15 protein-coding genes and 1 tRNA gene are annotated in these 18,930 nt (G+C 34.5%); 14 read left to right on the forward strand and 2 right to left on the reverse strand.

Features of this window, described 5'->3' with window-relative positions:
• The first annotated feature begins 49 nt into the window (after nucleotides 1–49).
• Nucleotides 50–1,336, forward strand: a complete 1,287-nt coding sequence (locus tag WCQ00_02180; protein ID MEI6042353.1) for an ATP-binding protein — start codon at nucleotides 50–52, stop codon at nucleotides 1,334–1,336.
• A gap of 105 nt (nucleotides 1,337–1,441) precedes the next feature.
• Here the strand turns inward: WCQ00_02180 and WCQ00_02185 are convergent.
• Nucleotides 1,442–1,515, reverse strand: a tRNA-His gene (locus tag WCQ00_02185).
• A 28-nt stretch (nucleotides 1,516–1,543) separates the two neighbouring features.
• Nucleotides 1,544–2,893 (reverse strand): histidine--tRNA ligase, encoded by a 1,350-nt coding sequence (hisS, locus tag WCQ00_02190; protein MEI6042354.1) that lies wholly within the window; start codon nucleotides 2,891–2,893, stop codon nucleotides 1,544–1,546.
• Between the two features lie 98 nt (nucleotides 2,894–2,991).
• Between hisS and trpS the strand changes: the two genes are divergently transcribed.
• From trpS to asnB, 13 genes are all read left to right on the forward strand, one after another.
• Nucleotides 2,992–3,951: a tryptophan--tRNA ligase gene (trpS, locus tag WCQ00_02195; GenBank protein ID MEI6042355.1), complete on the forward strand. Its 960-nt coding sequence runs from the start codon at nucleotides 2,992–2,994 to the stop codon at nucleotides 3,949–3,951.
• 143 nt (nucleotides 3,952–4,094) lie between these two features.
• Nucleotides 4,095–4,703, forward strand: a complete 609-nt coding sequence (locus WCQ00_02200) for a hypothetical protein (GenBank protein MEI6042356.1) — start codon at nucleotides 4,095–4,097, stop codon at nucleotides 4,701–4,703.
• 352 nt (nucleotides 4,704–5,055) lie between these two features.
• On the forward strand, nucleotides 5,056–6,462 hold the full coding sequence (gene aspS / locus WCQ00_02205; protein ID MEI6042357.1) for an aspartate--tRNA ligase: 1,407 nt from the start codon (nucleotides 5,056–5,058) through the stop codon (nucleotides 6,460–6,462).
• Nucleotides 6,463–6,543: 81 nt separating this feature from the next.
• Nucleotides 6,544–7,290, forward strand: a complete 747-nt coding sequence (locus WCQ00_02210; protein MEI6042358.1) for a ScpA family protein — start codon at nucleotides 6,544–6,546, stop codon at nucleotides 7,288–7,290.
• 32 nt (nucleotides 7,291–7,322) lie between these two features.
• Entirely contained in the window at nucleotides 7,323–7,973 is a 651-nt protein-coding gene (locus tag WCQ00_02215; protein ID MEI6042359.1) for an SMC-Scp complex subunit ScpB, read from the forward strand.
• A complete protein-coding gene (locus WCQ00_02220; GenBank protein ID MEI6042360.1) occupies nucleotides 7,936–9,057 on the forward strand; it encodes a serine hydrolase in 1,122 nt (373 codons plus the stop codon). Before WCQ00_02215 ends, WCQ00_02220 begins: the two co-directional genes overlap by 38 nt.
• Nucleotides 9,058–9,077: 20 nt before the next feature.
• Nucleotides 9,078–10,133 (forward strand): hypothetical protein, encoded by a 1,056-nt coding sequence (locus tag WCQ00_02225; protein ID MEI6042361.1) that lies wholly within the window; start codon nucleotides 9,078–9,080, stop codon nucleotides 10,131–10,133.
• Nucleotides 10,134–10,161: 28 nt separating this feature from the next.
• Entirely contained in the window at nucleotides 10,162–11,280 is a 1,119-nt protein-coding gene (locus WCQ00_02230; GenBank protein MEI6042362.1) for an FtsW/RodA/SpoVE family cell cycle protein, read from the forward strand.
• Nucleotides 11,281–11,380: 100 nt separating this feature from the next.
• On the forward strand, nucleotides 11,381–12,847 hold the full coding sequence (gene lysS, locus WCQ00_02235; protein MEI6042363.1) for a lysine--tRNA ligase: 1,467 nt from the start codon (nucleotides 11,381–11,383) through the stop codon (nucleotides 12,845–12,847).
• A gap of 75 nt (nucleotides 12,848–12,922) precedes the next feature.
• Entirely contained in the window at nucleotides 12,923–14,065 is a 1,143-nt protein-coding gene (locus tag WCQ00_02240) for a UDP-N-acetylglucosamine--N-acetylmuramyl-(pentapeptide) pyrophosphoryl-undecaprenol N-acetylglucosamine transferase (GenBank protein ID MEI6042364.1), read from the forward strand.
• Between the two features lie 78 nt (nucleotides 14,066–14,143).
• Nucleotides 14,144–15,574, forward strand: coding sequence for a glutamate--tRNA ligase family protein (locus tag WCQ00_02245; GenBank protein ID MEI6042365.1), 1,431 nt, complete (start codon nucleotides 14,144–14,146; stop codon nucleotides 15,572–15,574).
• Between the two features lie 57 nt (nucleotides 15,575–15,631).
• Nucleotides 15,632–16,954, forward strand: a complete 1,323-nt coding sequence (locus tag WCQ00_02250) for a peptidoglycan DD-metalloendopeptidase family protein (protein ID MEI6042366.1) — start codon at nucleotides 15,632–15,634, stop codon at nucleotides 16,952–16,954.
• A gap of 37 nt (nucleotides 16,955–16,991) precedes the next feature.
• Entirely contained in the window at nucleotides 16,992–18,929 is a 1,938-nt protein-coding gene (gene asnB, locus WCQ00_02255; GenBank protein MEI6042367.1) for an asparagine synthase (glutamine-hydrolyzing), read from the forward strand.
• Nucleotide 18,930 lies beyond the last annotated feature (1 nt).

Raw genomic sequence — 18,930 nt, forward strand, 5'->3', positions numbered from 1 at the left:
AGAACTCTTATTGTTGAAAAATTATCGTACAAGATATATTTTTTATACGATGTCATTCCTTACTGGTCTACTCAGTTTAACACCGTACTTTAAGGATGGAATGATTATGCGTTATGGATTCTATTGGATAAACCCAGGTCCATTGTACTTCGTTTTCCCTGTAATGTTCTTTATTGTGGTTAGTACTGCTACTTATAATCTGATCAGTTCTTATGTTAAAAACAGAGAAAACGCAGTATTAAGAGGGCAAATTAGAAATACGTTAATAAGCTGCATATTTGGTTTTGTGGGAGGTTTTACAAACTTTTTTCCCCAACTTTTCAATGTGTACCCTTTTGGTAATTATCTTGTAATTTTCTTTGTTGTATTTATGGCCTATGGAGTTATTCGATATAAACTTGTTTCTAAAAAAGTTGTATCAGCTCAAATATTTTCTGTTGCTCTTTTAATAATATTCATATTTAACATAGTAAGATCACAGGACACTAACGATATAGCAATAAATGTTATCATTTTTATAGCTTTCATTGTTTTCGGTATCTTCCTGCTAAAAAGTGTAAATAAGGAAATAGAGGCGAGAGAGAAAATAGAAAAGCTAGCCAAAGAACTTGAAGACGCAAATGTTAAATTAAAGGAGCTCGACCAGCAGAAATCTGAATTCATTTCCCTAACATCACATCAATTAAGAGGTCCGCTAACTGCAATCAAAGGTTATGCTTCCATGATTCTAGAGGGTGACTTTGGTCCTATTACAGATATCGTGAGGGGTGCAAATAATAAAATACTTCAATCAACAAGTGACCTAGTAATTCTGGTTGGAGACTATTTAGATGTTTCAAGAATCGAGCAGGGAAGAATGCAATATAATTTTGAGCGCTTTGATCTTGCTGAAGAGGTTAGAACGGTTATAAATGAACTAATACCAACAATAGAAAAAGCTCATTTGTCTATGGCATTTGATATCGATAAAGATGCAAATTATACCGTTGATGCTGATAAGGGAAAAATTAAACAGGTGATTGGAAATATTATTGATAACTCAATAAAATATACACCACATGGAGGTATTCATGTTTGGTTAACCAGAAAGGCAAATAGTAAAATATTAATTACAATTTCAGATACTGGTGTTGGTATAAAATCAGAAGTATTACCTATTCTCTTTAATAAATTCTCAAGAGCACCTGATGCTTCAAAGACAAATATTATTGGAACTGGACTTGGTCTATATATTGCCAAAAAGATGATCGAGGTACACAAAGGTAGAATCTGGGTGGAATCTGCGGGAGATAATAAAGGGTCAAGCTTCTTTATTGAGTTGGAGGGTCTCAACTAATCTGTTTCTAATACACCACAAGGCTTTTCTTGCACTATATGGAAGTGCTCAAAAGCACTTCCTCTTACCAACAAAAAAACAACACTTGCGTGTTGTTTTTTATTGTGGGTAAGATGGGGCTCGAACCCATGACCTCTGGTTCCACAAACCAGCGCTCTAACCAACTGAGCTACATACCCAAGATTGTGAGTTACAGAACAAAGATTATCACGCGACAGTACTACTGTCAATAATTGCTTTTATTACCTCTGGAATCTGTTCAAAAGCAACCTCTTGTTGTGTTCTTGCTGATAAGTTCTTAATTTGAGCCACCTTTTTGCTCATCTCATTACTTCCAGCAATTACAACAATCTGAATTTCTTGCTTCAAAGCATAGGTAAGTTGCTCTTTAAGGAAGTCTTCTTTACCCAAATAAATTTCAGTTGGAATACCTATTTTTCTTAAAGATGTGGTGATTTCTTGGCAATATCCTTCAGCTTGTTTGTCAAAGTTTAGAATCAAAGCCTTAACTGTTGTTTTCTCTTTTTTAAGTAATGAAAGTTTCTCAAGGGCTGCAAACAGACGATCCACACCAATAGATGCACCAACAGCAGGAAGTTTCTGCGCACTGAATCTTGATACCAAATCATCATATCTTCCACCCGAGAATACACTACCTATACTTGGTAAATCCAAAAGCGTTGTCTCAAATACAGGTCCTGTATAATATCCAAGACCTCTTGCGACTGAAAGATCAATTTTCCAGAATTCTGATGGGACTTGAAGTGATGCAAGATTGTCTACAATTTCCTTAAGCTCAGCAATACCTTCAAGTGCTTCAGGTGAGTCTGACATTAGAACTGAAAGATTTGTTAAAATTTCCTCAGCAGAATTTCCATCAAGTGTAATAAATTTATTTAATTGAGATATTTGAGACTCAGTTAATCCTTTACCTGTCAATTCTTTGGAAACTCCTGCCCATTCAATTTTATCTAATTTATCAATCGATTTTAATACATCCACATTCATCTTCGCGTCATAACCAGCAAAAGAGGGTAGTCCATTTAATACTTTTCTGTTATTGATTTTTATAAGAAATCTTTCAATCTTTAATGCAGAAAGTGTCTCATACATTAAGGCAACAACCTCAGCGTCGGCACTCATTCTTTCAGTACCAACAATGTCTGCATCAAATTGAACGAATTCTCGGAATCTACCAGCTTGTGGTTTTTCTCCTCTCCAAACTTTACCAGTTTGATATCTCTTAAAAGGTTTTTCAATTTTATCACTGTAAAATGCCATGACACGTGCTAGAGGAACTGTTAAATCAAATCTTAGAGCAAGGCCTTCATCATCATTGCGAAGTCCGGCTTTAAACATCATCATTTTAAAATTAGCATCACCACCTGTTAGAATTTCCTCTTTTTCAATTCCAGGAGTATCCAATGGCAAGAAACCAAAAAGCTCAAATGTACTTCTGATAGAATCGAACATTTTTTGTCTAGGAATCATGTCTTCTGGAAGATAGTCCTTGAATCCACCGGCTAGATCTGGAGAAATTGGTTTAGATATTTTCATTTATATTGTTTGTAGCAACTGAATTTTAAATCAGTTAGACCTCATCATATTAACACACCCACATGGATTTTCAATCTAATCTCTGATAAACTACCATCATGACTGAAACATCTAAAAAAGTATTATTATCTGGTATCAAATCAACAGGTAGACCTCATATTGCTAACTATTTTGGCGCAATGAAACAATATGTTGACCTTCAGGATCAATATGATTCTCGTATTTTTATTGCAGACCTTCACTCTCTAACTACGGTTCAAAATAAAGCAGAGCTATCTCAAAATACACTTGATCTTGCCATAGACTATCTTGCTATCGGTCTTGATCCAAAGAAGGTTGTAATTTACAAACAATCTGACCTACCACAAGTAACTGAGCTTGCTTGGATTTTTAATTGTATTACAACTGTCCCATATTTAATGCGTGCACATGCTTTTAAGGACGCTGAGGCAAAGAACAAAGAAATTAATGTTGGACTTTTCGATTATCCGATACTTATGGCGGCTGACATTCTAATTCACAATGCAGACATTGTTCCTGTAGGAAAGGATCAGCAACAGCATGTTGAAATCACAAGAGACACAGCGCAAAAATTCAATAGAGTTTTTGAAACAGACATTTTCAAAATCCCAGATCACCTTATTCTAAAAGAAGTAGAGACAGTTCCTGGAATCGATGGGCAAAAGATGAGTAAGAGTTACAATAATCACATTCCGCTTTTTTCAACTGATGAGGAGATTAAAAAATTGGTAATGGCCATTGTTACAGATTCAAATGGAGGAATCCCTGTTAATGTCTACAATATTCACAAACTATTCAGAGATGAGGAATATTTGTCCAAGTTATATAAAGAGAATGAGGGCAAGTACAAAGCATTAAAAGAAGCTTTAATTGAGGATTTAATTGCCTTTATTTCGCCACTTAGAGCTCGTAGAGAGGAGATTGCTAAAGACCCTGAGATTGTACGCGAAATGCTTAGAAACAACGCAAAAAAGCTTAAAATAGAGATTGATGCAATTATGGATAGAGTGAAGGAAGCAGCTGGATTGGTTCTGTAATCGACAACAATCAAAGATAGAAAAATATCATCTGTGGATAACTCAGAATATCTTTTGTTTTTCTCTATATTTTCTTTATGAAAAACTCATGTCTCTTATATACAATATCTTTATTATTAAGTTAGTATATAAACATAAAGTAAATGAACAATATGGTAAAAGTATTTAAGAAATCAATATCAGGTGATCAGAATAACAGCAATAATGACGCCAATGTTTTTTCATCTGAACAAAGTTACAGTAATAGCGACAGTTTTGTTACTCACAAAGAACTTGTCTCCGTATATTATGGTATAAAAGACGACATGCAAAATTCCGACAATGAATTTAGACTTGAGTTTGTGGCTGTAAAAAATGACATCGGTAAACTTGATGAAAAATTCACAAAAGAATTTTTGAGTGTAAAAGATGAGATAAGGGTCTCTAGAGAAGAATCTCACAGAGAACTTATAGAGGTTAGAAATGAATTAATAGCTAGATTTGATAAAAGATTTGATGGTATTACATCTGATGTTGGTACATTAAAGTGCAATATAACCGTATTACAATCTGATATGGAGACATTACAGAATGATGTAGTTATATTGAAGAATGATGTAGTTATATTGAAGAATGATGTAGTTATATTGAAGAATGATGTAGCGGTACTAAAAGAGGATATGGCTGCGGTAAAAGATTACCTATTTACAAAACTTGTATCAGACATAAGAATGGTTGTCATGGAGTGTTTTACAGAAAAAGGGATTAATTAAAACACAACATACGGCAATAACAAGCATATACGATATATTAGTATTGATGCAATGTTTTGATTTACTCAATTTGATTCTTTATCATTGTTTGCTATACTTTGAATAAGCCGTTGAATCGATTAACACCGATGAGGCGAGGAAAGAAAATTTGCTAAATTACACCTAGAAATAGGCAGGATTTGAGCAAACCAGTAGAATCCTCCGTTCCATGCTACGCAAGCATAATGAGATAAAAAACAGGGTGGCACCGCGATAAAATCGCCCCTGCAAATTTATTATTAAACGTAATGAGTTTGTAGGGGTTATTTTGTTGGAAAATTTCAAAAAATAACTCTTGCAATAATTAAAAAACATGAAAAATAGAATATATATAAAAGACCTAAAGGAGCACGCTGGAGAGGAAGTAACTATCGCAGGGTGGATAGATGTTAGAAGAGATCAAGGAAAATTAATTTTTCTAGATTTTAGAGATAAAACTGGAAAGGTACAAGGAGTAATCTTACCAGGTGCAGACGCTGCAAAAGCTGTTGGAGAAACTTTGAGAACAGAATGGGTAGTTGAAGTTTTTGGAAAAGTTAATAATCGTCCAGAAAAAAATGTTCAGGCTGATAAGCAGAATGGTGATATTGAATTGGAAATTTTAGGAATCACAGTTTTGAATGAAGCAGAAACTCCCGCTTTTGAATTAACAAAAGACACAATTGATGTAAGTGAGGAAATAAGATTAAAGTATAGATATTTAGACCTTAGAACTGATCGTCTTCAGAAAAATATCAGAAATAGACATAAGATGGCAAAGTTAATCAGAGATATTTTTGATGAACAAGGTTATATAGAAGTTGAGACTCCACTTCTTACAAAGTCTACTCCAGAGGGTGCAAGAGACTTCCTTGTCCCTTCAAGACTAGAAAAGGGTGCTTTTTATGCTCTTCCACAAAGTCCCCAACAATACAAGCAGTTATTAATGGCAGGAGGGGTTGAAAACTATTTCCAAATTGCAAAATGTATGCGCGATGAGGACAGTCGTGGGGATCGCCAGCCTGAATTTACTCAAATGGACGTAGAGGCAAGCTTCGTTACTGAAGAAGATATAATGTCATTAAATGAAAAAATGTTAATTGATATTGTTACAAAACTTTATCCTGAAAAAAGAATTCAAGAAATTCCTTTCCCAAGAATTCCATATGCTGTTGCGATGGAGAAATATGGAGTAGATAGACCTGATATTAGAACAGACAAAGAAGATGCAAATCTTTTAGCATTCTGTTGGATTGTTGATTTCCCATTCTTTGAGCGCGATACTAAAGGTGGATGGACTTTTACCCACAACCCATTTTCAGCTCCAAAGAAGGAATTTGCAGAGCAATTGATGAATGCAAAAAGAAGTGACACTGGACTTGAGACAATTCTTGCTGCTCAATACGATATTGTACTGAACGGTTCAGAAATAGGCGGGGGTAGTATCAGAAATCACAAGGCAGAAGCACTATTTAAGGTGTTTGAAATTCTTGGCTATGAAAAGGAAAAGGTGGAAAGTGACTTTGAGCATATGATTAAAGCTCTTAAATCAGGAACACCCCCACACGGTGGTATTGCCTGGGGACTAGATAGACTTTTGATGCTTCTTGAAAACGAACCAAACATCAGAGAAGTTATGGCTTTCCCAAAGACAGGAGAAGGACGAGACCCAATGATGCAATCACCATCTGGAGTTTCTGCTGAGCAACTTAGAGAATTGAATTTGATTATCAAGCAGTAAATTTGACTGTTGAGTCACACTATATTTGGGGTCAGGCACCGTGGTGCCTGACCCCAAACTGTATGCTATAATAAAGTCTAAATGACAGAAGTATTTACGATTAAAACATCGGCATTTGAAGGTCCACTGGATCTTCTATTGTCATTGGTTGAAAAACGTAAGTTATTTGTTAATGATGTCTCTCTAGCGCAAGTTACCGATGATTATATTAGTCACGTAAATAGACTAGGGGATTACTCGCTAAATAACAGGGCAGATTTTATTACTATTGCCTCAACTCTTATTCTAATCAAAGCAAAATCTCTTTTGCCAACAATTAGTTTAACTGAAGAAGAAAAGGGGGATATAGATGATCTCGAGAGTAGATTAAAGCAACTGGAGATAATTAGAAAAGCGTCCGCTGAGCTTGGTAAAATATTTGGAAAGAATATTCTTTATGAAAGAGGGGATCTTAAGCAGGAGATAAAAGTTTTTGTTCCAAGTAAAGAAGTTGAGCAAGGAGAAATTGGTAATGCAATTTTAAGGCTTTTGAATTCATTGCCAAAAAAACAAGCTGCAGCGCCTAAGATAATCGTTAAAAAAATAATTAGCATTGAAGAGATGATTGACAAGCTAACTACGAGAATTCAATCTGCAATCAGAATGACGTTCAGAGAGTTTAGTGGAACAAAGGGCAAAATGGATAGGGCTCAAAGAGTTGATGTTATTGTCAGTTTTTTGGCAATGCTTGAATTGGTAAAGCAAGGTATAATAAATGCAAAGCAAGAGAACTTGTTTGAGGACATAGAGATGGAGAGCGATAAAATTGGGGTTCCAAAATATATGTAGATAATGGACAAGTACCGATAACCAAACAAAATATGCAAGAAGAAGATCAACAAATTAATACAATGGCAGACTTAAGCTTAGATCCCGAATTAGAAATTTCAAAAAGAATTGAGGCTATTTTATTTTGGAAAGGCGAGTCTTTGAGTAAAAAAGATATTCTTAAGTTTATAGAAATGGATGAAGAGTCAAAAGAGTTATTGTCTAAAGTAAACTCTGACAAAGAGATAGCTTTTGATATTTCTATTGAGAAATTAAAAAAAGAAATGAGTGGACGAGGTGTTTGTCTGCTTCAAATTGATGACAGCTACGCACTTAGAACTTCACCGTCAATCGCTGGTTTAATTGAAAAGCTTCAAATAGAAGAGCTAAATAAAGACCTAGGAAAAGCAACAACAGAAACACTATCGCTTATTATCTACAGAGGTCCAATCAGAAGAAGCGATATTGATAATATTAGAGGTGTAAATTCTTCATATATCCTTAGAAACCTAATGATTAGAGGACTTATCGATAAAGATGTTGATCCAAAGAACTCTAGAACTAATATTTACAAGCCATCATTTGAGCTACTATCATATCTTGGTGTGACAAATATTGAGAACTTGCCAAATTATAAAGAAGTAATAAATGAATTAAATAAATTCGATGAAGATTTCAACACAAAACAAGAATCAGCAGAATAAAAGAAGACGTAAGACTTTTTTTTACACAGAAACATTTACTAACCCCGGTGTGCTTTTTTTAACAGCTTTGCTGTGCATGATTTCATTAGGTGGTACTAGTAAAATGGAGGCTCAAGTTTTTACTAATACAGCAATACCAGTTTTTTCACAATTAACAGCAACATCGACAAACACTTTCAATTTATTGGCGATTCCGCAAACAGCAACATCTTCCATCGCTCATTTAGGAACATCCACTATTTTGGATTTATTAAATATAAACAAAATAAAAGCTCCAGAAATTGTCGCAAAAGGTGCAGCAGTATATGATATTTCAGATAAAGAATTCATATACTCAAAAGACGCAGAGGAGTCTTTGCCGATGGCATCTCTTGTAAAAATTTTAACAGCGACAGTATTTCTAGATATTAACAAGCTAAGAGAAAAGCAGGGTAATTCTATTGGTAATATAAGTATAATCAAAAAAAATATTGGTTATAATGCTGGAGATAGAAGTCTAATAAATAAAGAGGTTTGGAGATCGGATAATCTTATTAAATATATGCTGATCACATCTTCAAATATTGCAGCTGAATCATTGGCAAGCAGTATCGTTGATGATGAATTTTCTTTCTCTCTATTAATGAATAAGACAGTGAAGGATTTAGGGTATAAAAGTTTTAGTTTCAAAAATAGCAGCGGTTTACCAATCGCTAATCCTGATTATGACGCCAAGGATGCAAGTTCATCCAAGCTAATATCTTCTAGTTTTGGAAATGCAAAAGAAATTGCTGTACTTTATAATACACTTTTTTTAAATTATCCATTTCTTGGATCAGCAAGTATCATACCTGAAGCGACGTTTCTAAACTGGTCTGGAAATACGCATGACACAAAAAATGTTAATGCCTCACTTTCTCAAATTCCTAATATTATTGCAGGTAAAACTGGTACAACAGATGAAGCTGGTGGAAACTTGATCATAATCATAGAAGCAAATAAGAAGAAATATGTAATAGTTATTCTTGGATCAACAATTGAAGATAGGTACTCTGATACATTGAAATTAGCCTCGTCCACAGAGGCATTTGCGGCATTAAAGTAGAAATGTCATAATCTAATAATATGACAACTGATTTAATTAAGGTATTGTTTTCCGCCGTTGTTTCTTTTATGATTGGAATCGCCATAACACCATACTTATCTGGTTTTATGTATAAACATAAAATGTGGCGTAAAAAATCAAGGAGCCAAGAGAATGTTGATGCTATGTCTGATACATTTAAAAAAATCCATAATGAAAAAGGGGAGACCGGTACACCAAGAGTAGGTGGCGTCATTATTTGGATTTCAGTTTTGGCCGTAATTGTGATTTTATATATTATTTCATTCTTTGTACTAGGAGATGTATCGGCAAAATTAAACTTTTTAAGTAGAAATCAAACGCTATTGCCCCTAGGGATGTTCTTGTTCGCCTCTATTTTTGGACTTGCGGATGACTTACTTCAAATTTACGGGAAAGGCTTAAATTTATCTGAGGGGATATCAAGAAAGGTCAGGGTCCTGACAGTACTAATGATTGGTGCAGTTGGTGCAGCTTGGTTTTATTTTAAACTTCAAAATTTATCCGTTCATATTCCTTTTTACGGAGATATGTGGATAGGACTTTTGTTTATACCATTCTTTATAGCTGTTGTTTTTGTAATTTTTAGTGGTTCTGTTATAGATGGAATCGATGGTCTTGCTGGAGGTGTACTATCTGCTGCATTTGGTGCTTATACAATAATCGCTATTGCACAACATCAAGTTGATATAGCAGCCTTTTGTGCAGCTATAATTGGAGGACTTCTTGCTTTTTTGTGGTTCAATATTCCACCAGCTAGATTCTATTTAGGAGAAACTGGGATAATGGGACTAACGATTACGCTTGCTGTTGTTGCGTTCTTAACAAATCAAGTTGTAGTACTTCCTATTATTGCTCTGCCTTTGATTGTTACCTCTTTGTCATCTAGCTTACAAATGTTTTCAAAGAAATACTTTGGTAAGAAACTTTTCAAAATTGCCCCCCTTCATCATCATTTTGAGGCATTGGGTTGGCCACCTTATAAGGTAACAATGAGATATTGGATTATTTCTATTATCTGCGCCATAATTGGTACTGTAATCGCACTTATCGGTTAATGTTAACTAGAAGTAGTTTTAAAATATAATGTCATCAAAATCAATAGCTAAAAAAAGTGGTGGAGTAGATAAGATATTTCTATTCCTAACTATTATATTAGTTATTGTTGGTTTCTTTATTTTTTATTCTGCATCACTCGGACTTCTTGCTGGAGGAACTGTCAAATTCATGTCAGTTACATTTAATCAGATTGTTTTTGGTATTTTAGGAGGGGGAATAGCAGCAACTATCACCGCCTTCATTCCATATACTTTTTGGAGAAAATGGGGTTTTCTATTTTTTGGAGGATCAGTGGTATTAATGCTTCTTGTTTTTGTACCACATGTTGGAATCTTTCATGGAGGAGCAAGAAGGTGGATTGGCTTTGGGGGAGCATCTATGCAACCAGCAGAATTTTATAAAATTGGATTTGTTCTCTATACAGCAGCATGGTTTGCTTCTGTAAAACAGAAGGCCTCCACACTAAAGTTTGGTACAATTCCACTAATTATATTGATTGCATTATCAGCTGGTCTTATTTTAATGCAACCAGATACAGAAACATTCTTAGTTGTTGCAGCATCAGCTGTTGCAATTTATTTAGTATCAGGAGGGCAATGGAAACATCTATTTCTTATTGCGGGCGTTGGCGCAATAGGATTAGCAGTCTTAGTATCGCAAAGACCATATTTACAGCAAAGAATTAGTACTTTTATGGATCCATCAAAGGATGCAACAGGGAGTGGTTATCAAATTCAACAATCATTAATTGCGATTGGTTCAGGTGGTTTAACTGGAAGAGGTTTTGGACAAAGCACCCAAAAGTTTGCCTTCTTACCAGAACCAATTGGAGACTCTATTTTTGCTGTAGCATCTGAGGAGTTTGGTTTTGTTGGATCAGTTGCAATTATTCTTCTTTATATAATGTTTGCTTTTCAAGCACTTAGAATTGCAACAAGAGTACCTGACCCATTTGGCGCATATGTCATAGTTGGTATTATAGTTTTGATTGTCTTGCAGTCCTTTATGAATATTGCTGCTATGCTTGCCATCGTTCCACTCTCTGGAACACCTCTATTGTTTATTTCACACGGGGGAACAGCCCTATTCTTTACCATGGCTTCAGCTGGTATTATTTTGAATATATCTAGGTATCAGAAGCGTTAAAAATAAAACGCACTTCTATACAAAATCTATTAATCAAGAACAAGGAAAAATACAAAAAATCGACGTTTTCTATAATTCTAATTCATGGTAATATCTACCTATGACATCAATTGAAGAAATACGCGAACAACGCATACAAAAAATTAAAGACCTGCAAGAAAAGGGAATTGAAGCTTTCCCTGTAGTTTCATATATTGATCAAACTAATAAGCAGTTCACAGAAGATTTTAAGGAACTACTTGAATCACAAAAAGAAGTCACATTAGGTGGACGTATTTTGTCTGTGAGAGGACAGGGAAAAGTAGGTTTTGCAGACATCATGGACGGAACATCAGATAAGGTTCAATGTTTTCTTTCTATAGATAATCTTAGCGAGGAATCACTTGGTGATTTCTTTGCATTAATTGACACTAGCGACTTCATAGAATTTAAAGGTGTTGCATATATTACAAAAAGAGGTACTGAGGCTCTACTTGTAAAGGAATGGAGACTTCTTGCGAAAAGTTTAAGACCTATGCCTGACTCATGGTTTGGTTTAACTGATGAGGATGAAAGATATAGAAAGCGATACGTGGATATGGTATTAAATCCAGAACTAAGAGACATGATGAAAAGAAGAAGCGCTTTCTGGAATGTTATGAGAAATTTTCTTATTGAAAGAGATTATATTGAGGTTGAAACTCCAGTACTTGAAAATACAACAGGGGGAGCTGATGCAAAGCCTTTTGTTACACACCACAACGCACTGGACATTGATGTTTACCTTAGAATATCAGCTGGTGAACTATGGCAAAAAAGGCTACTTGTTGCAGGATTACCAAAGACTTTTGAAATTGGAAGGATTTTTAGAAATGAAGGAATGTCACCAGAACACGGCCAAGATTATACTCAAATTGAATTCTATGAAGCCTACAGTGACTTTGATAAAGGAATGAAAATGGTTAAAGAATTGTATGTTCAAATTGCAGAAAAAGTTTATGGAAAGACTGTTTTTGAAAACAAAGGTCACACTTTTGATCTAGCTAGTGAATGGGCAATTTATGATTTCTCTAAAATAATTAAAGAAAAATTTAATATTGATGTTCATAATAATAGTACAGAAGAAGTAGAGAGAGAACTCGTTAAAAATAAAATTGATTTTGATAAAAAAACAATTAGTAGTGAGCGTGGAATAGACTTACTTTGGAAATCAATAAGGAAGGATCTTTCTGGTCCTGGTTTTCTAGTTGGTATACCAGTTTATCTTGAGACATTGGCTAAAAAATCTAGAGTTGACAACAGAGTAGTTGAGAGATTCCAAATCATTCTTGCTGGAAGTGAATTAGGAAAAGGTTTCAGTGAACTTAATGATCCACTTGATCAAGAAGCTAGATTTAAGGCACAACAAGCACTGAGGGATGCAGGTGATGAAGAGGCTCAAATGGCAGACGAGGATTATGTTGAGGCAATGGAATACGGAATGCCCCCAGCATTTGGTTTTGGAGTATCAGAAAGACTATTCAGTTTTCTAGAAGGTAAAACTCTTAGAGAATGTCAGGCTTTTCCATTGATGAAGAAGAGGGAGTAGTCTCATTTTTTTATACAATTTTATATACAATATTGGACTTTCTGAATAATTCCATAGATGCTATAATTGGTACATATGAAGATATTGCTTACAGGAGGTGGTACAGGAGGCCATTTTTATCCTCTTATTGCCGTTGCAGAAGAAATTCGAGAGTTAACTCGTAAGGAAAAAATTCTAGCTCCAAAAATTTATTATATGGCAAATACGCCATATAACTCAAAGGTACTTTTTGATCAAGAGATAGAATTCATTCACGTCACAGCGGGAAAAAGACGAATTAACCCTGAGGGTATTTCAAAGTTACTAAATTTTATCGATCTATTCAAAATGGGTTTTGGGGTATTTTCTGCCATTATTAAAATGTTCTTTTTAATGCCAGATGTAATTTTTGCAAAAGGGGGGTATGTTAGTTACCCAGCTCTAGTTGCTGGTAGATTTTTTAGAATTCCAATTATCATACATGAATCAGATAGCGTCCCAGGAAGAGTAAGTAAATGGGCAGGAGGTTTTGCAGAAAAAGTCGCCGTTTCTTATAAGGAAGCTTCCGAGTTTTTTGATGAAACAAAAGTTGCATATACTGGCAATCCAGTTAGAAAAGATATTAGCCAAATCCTTACAACGGGAGCAACAGAATACCTAGGGCTTGAAGAAGGTATTCCTGTAATTTTTGTGATGGGAGGATCACTTGGTGCTAAAATTATTAATAATATTATTTTGGAATCTCTACCTAGGCTTGTAGAAAAATACCAAGTAATTCACCAAACTGGAAAGGCTAATTTTGAAGAAGTAAGTAGAACGGCTAATGTAATTCTAGAAAATAATCCACACAAGGGTAGATACACTCCTTTTGATTACTTAAACTCGCTTTCAATGCGAATGTCAGCTGGTGCATCTAGTCTTATAATCTCAAGAGGGGGCTCAACAATTTTTGAAATAGCCCTGTGGGGTGTTCCAAGTATTATAATTCCAATTACAGATTCAAACGGTGATCATCAAAGGCAAAACGCATATAATTTTGCAAGAAGTGGCGGTTGCGTTGTCATTGAAGAAGCTAATCTAAATACTGGAATTATTTTAAATGAAGTTGAGAGAATTATTGGAAATGAGCACATTAAAGAAAATATGAAAAAAGGATTGAAGAACTTTGCTAGGCCAGATGCAGCGGAATTGATAGCAATAGAAATTTTAAAGATAGCTCTTAAGCACGAGGTAGAATAGCCGATTTTTAAACGTAGAAATCGCATCAAAATTAACAGTTTTGTGAAGGTGCATAAAACAAGAATTACAATAAAAAATATGAATAATACAGACAACAACAAAATAAAGTCAGAGTTAGAAAAAATTAATGAAGGTGAGATAGTGACAAGATTTGCACCATCGCCAACTGGACTATTGCATGCTGGTAATTATAGAACAGCTCTTTTTGCATATTTTGTTGCAAAGAAAAATAAAGGTAAGTTTCTACTTCGAATAGAGGACACAGACAGAGAAAGAAGTAAAAAAGAATATGAGGAAAATATCTTTGAAACATTGGAATGGTTAGGGCTTGATTATGATGGACTAGAGAGACAATCCGACAGAGTATCAAATCATAAAATGTACTTAGAGAAATTAATCAAGGAAGACAAAGCTTATATCTCAAAAGAAACTCCAGTAAAAGAAGGGGATAGGGAGGAAGTTATTAGATTTAGAAATCCTAATAAAGTTGTTACTTTTACTGATTCTGTACGTGGAGAAATCTCAGTAGATACAACAGACCTTGGTGATTTTGTTATAGCAAAAAGTATCGATGAACCGGTATTTCATTTAGCAGTTGTTGTTGATGATTTTGAGATGGGTGTAAATTATATAATAAGAGGGGAGGATCATATTCCAAATACACCAAGACATATATTAATAATGGAAGCGATTGGGGCACCAATTCCTAGGTTCGCCCACTTACCAATTGTACTTGCTCCTGATAGAACAAAACTTTCAAAGAGAAAAGGGGCTCTTCCTTTAACTGACTACAGAGATAGGGGTTTTCTACCTGATACAATGATTAATTACATGGCAATGATTGGCTGGAACCCAGGAGGAGAGAAAGAAATATTTACAAAGGAGGAAATAATTGATCTTTTTGATATTACAAAGGTACAAAAAGGTGGAGCTATTTTTGATGAAGTAAAACTACGATGGGTTAATAAGGAACACATGTTAAAATTATCACACGATGATTATACAAAAAAGTTAGTAGAATTTATTCCTGAACACCTATCAACACTTACAACTTTTGCATCAAGAATAGATTCTGTAAGTGACATAATGCGAGACAGATTAGAATACTTCAAACAAATTCAGGAAGTTTATGAGGATGGAGATTTGGAGTATTTCTTTATCGATCCACTTTATGATGCAGACATACTTATTTGTGCAGAAAAAATGAGAAAAGGCAAAGAAGTTACACACGACAGTCTCGCCAAAATACTAAAAACCTGTAAACAAGAACTGGAGAAATTATCAAAGGAACAGGGCGAAGGTGGCTGGAATAAAGAGACAGTAAAAGAAGTATTATGGCCTATAGCAGAACTAGAAGGACGAGGAATAGTACTATGGGCAGTACGTGTGGCCTTGTCAGGTAAAGAGAAATCACCAGATCCGTTCATAATGGCAGAAACAATTGGAAAAGACGAGACATTAGCTAGGATTCAAAAAGCAGAAGGTTTCCTGAAAGAGAAGATGGTGTAATAGTATTAAAAAAGGGTGCACAGAAATGATGTGGAAATAAACAAAAAACTAGACTAAATGAACATTAAAAATTATAAAACAAACAAATATTCAGTACTTACTATATTTTTTACCATAACTCTTTTGTTTATATTTTCTATATTATTTACTCCAACAAAAACCACATTTGCAGCAAGCACTGTTGCTGAGCTACAGGCAATGATAGATGAGAAAAGTAGAAACATCGATGCATTAAATAAGGAAATAGAATTGTATTCAAATCTATCAGATAAGACATCCGCAGAAGGAGTCACTTTACAGAAGAAAATAAAGTCATTAACTCAAAATGGAAAAATGCTTGATGCAGATATCAAGAAAACCAAGACTCAAATAGATGTTGCCAATCTGGCAATCAAAAAGCTGGGTATAAATATACAAGCTTCAACTGATAAAGTATCGCATTATCAATCGATAATATCTGAGGAGCTTAAAAATATTCAATACAGCGAAGACTCATCATTAATTGTTAATCTATTAAGTCAGAGAAATATATCTGATGTACTGATGGAAATCGACAATCTTAGAACACTAAACGAAGAACTTAAGAAACAGATAGACACGCTTGGAACTGAAAAGAAGGTCTTGGTTCAAAACAAAACACAGAAGGAGGAGACAAAAAAAGAACTTACAACTCTTCAAATTGAATTGACGGGTAAAAAGAAAGTTGTGGAAGCAAACACTCAGGAGCAATCTCAAATATTAAAGGAAACAAAGAGTCAAGAAAAAATATATCAAGATTTAGTAAAACAGAGACAAGCTCAAAAACTAGCCTTGGAGAAGGAACTTTTTGATTATGAATCAACACTTAAGTACACACTTAATCCCGCATTAATACCAAAGCCATCACTTGCAGCAATGCTGAGTTGGCCACTTGATAAAGTAACTATTACTCAGCTTTTTGGAAAGACATCGGCGTCAGCGAGACTTTATGTTTCCGGGACACATAATGGTGTAGACTTTGGTGCAAAACTTGGAACTCCAGCCAAAGCAACAGCGTCAGGTGTTATTATTGGCGCTGGAGATACTGACTTAACATGTAAAGGTGCATCCTTTGGACGATGGGTGCTTATAAAACATGATAATGGCCTAGCAACAATTTATGGTCACTTGTCAGTCATTGGGGTTAAAGAAGGACAAAAAGTGGCAGTAGGAGACATTATAGGTTACACTGGAAATACAGGATATAGTACAGGTCCACACCTTCATATTAGTGTCTACGATGGCAACGCTGTGCATGTTGAAAATAGACCAAGTGTGTCATGTGGAGGTAAAATTTACAGAATGCCAATCGCGCCGATTGCAGCGTACCTTGATCCAATGGTTTATTTTCCAAAGAAATAAAAATTTACAAATAAATTAAAATAAATAGAAATATAATATGTGTGGAATAGCAGGAATAATTGGAAATAAAGAAATATCATCTACATCAATTGACAAGATGGTTGATATTATTAGTCATAGAGGCCCAGATGACAGAGGTATTTTGAATGATGATAAATTCTCTTTTGGAATGAGAAGATTGTCTATCATAGACCTAGAAGGAGGACATCAACCAATGTCTAATGAGGATGGAAGTATTACTGTTGTATTCAACGGTGAAATTTATAATTACAAAGAACTAAGACCCAGCCTGCTTGCGCTTGGCCACACATTTAAAACAGAAAGTGATACCGAGGGTTTGGTTCACCTGTATGAGGAGTATGGTAAGGATATGGTTAAATATTTAAGAGGTATGTTTGCTTTTGCAATTTACGATTCTAATAAGAATCAGATTTTTATTGCACGTGATCATTTTGGAATTAAGCCATTATACTTTTCAACTGATAAGGATTCTACAATCGATAATAATCCAAACGGAGGTAATCTACTTTCATTTGGATCAGAAATAAAAAGCATACTACTGGATCCTCGAATCAAAAAAGAAATAAACCATGAGGGGGTTTATCAATATTTATCTTTTCAATATAATCCTTTATCTGAAACTCTATTTAAAAGAATATTCAAGTTAACTCCTGGACATCATCTAACAATAGATTTGAGTAAGGAAAATGAATCGCCTTTTGTAATAGAAAAATATTGGAATTATGAATTTGATGGGGCAAAAAACACAAAGAAATCTAATATATCTGAAGCCTTAATTGAGAAACAATTAGCTGACAAGACAAGAGAAATTGTAACAGATTCTGTTGCACATCATATGATAAGTGATGTGCCTGTTGGTACGTTTCTATCAGGAGGAATTGATAGCGGTATAATTGCAACACTAGTTCAGGAAGAGAGAAATAAAGCTAATATGGGGCCTGTATCCACCTTTACCATCGGCTTTAAAGAAGTTAGCGAACAGGCAGCAGCTAAGGAAGTAGCAGACAGAATTGGATCAGAGCATAATGAAATCCTAATTACATTTGAGGAATATTTAAAAGAGCTACCTAAAATTGTTTGGTATTTTGACGAACCAGTAGCTGACCCGTCAGCGGTTTCATTATTTTTCCTTGCGAGAGAAGCTAGAAAGAAAGTGAAGGTAGTGCTCTCAGGAGAAGGAGCTGATGAGTTTTTTGGTGGATATAATATTTACAGAGAACCCCTAGATATAAAAATTATTGAATCATTGCCAGAATGGATAAAATATTTTTTCTTAAGACCTTTTCTTCTTTTGCCATTTAATTTCTTAGGTAAAAATTTTATAAGAAGGGGAGTAACAAAATTGGAGGATAGGTATATTGGTAATGCAAATATTTTCAATAAAAAAGACCGTGATTTAATTTGGAAAAAAGAAAAATATTTACCAAAGTTTTTACCAAAAGATATTCTTAGTAAATTATATGTAGAGATGAGAGGGGAGAATGACTCTAGAAAAATGCAATACGTAGATATTAATACTTGGCTGCAAGGGGACATATTAGCAAAGGCAGACAAGATGACTATGGCAAATTCATTAGAGCTTCGAGTTCCCTTCCTCGATAAAAATGTAGCTGAGTTCTCAGAAACTATTCCTGATAAGTTTAAATATAAGGATAAGAAAACTAAATATATTTTAAGAAAGGCCTTTGAAGATATACTTCCTAGGACGACAGCAGAACGCAGAAAATTAGGTTTTCCAACCCCTTTTGGAGCTTGGCTTAAAAATAGTCCAGATGAAGTTATGAACATAATTCTTAATAATGAATACATCAAGGAGTATATGAATATGGACTTTATAAAGGATTTAGTAGAAAAACATGTAAACGGTAAGATGATTGGAAAAGTAGATATATCAAGAAAGATTTATGCATTATTAATGCTCGCCTTGTGGTATAATGAATTTATAAAAGAATAAT

The organism is bacterium (assembly GCA_037127815.1).
Classification (GTDB): Bacteria; Patescibacteriota; Minisyncoccia; order Phycocordibacterales; family CAIZLB01; genus CAIJKW01.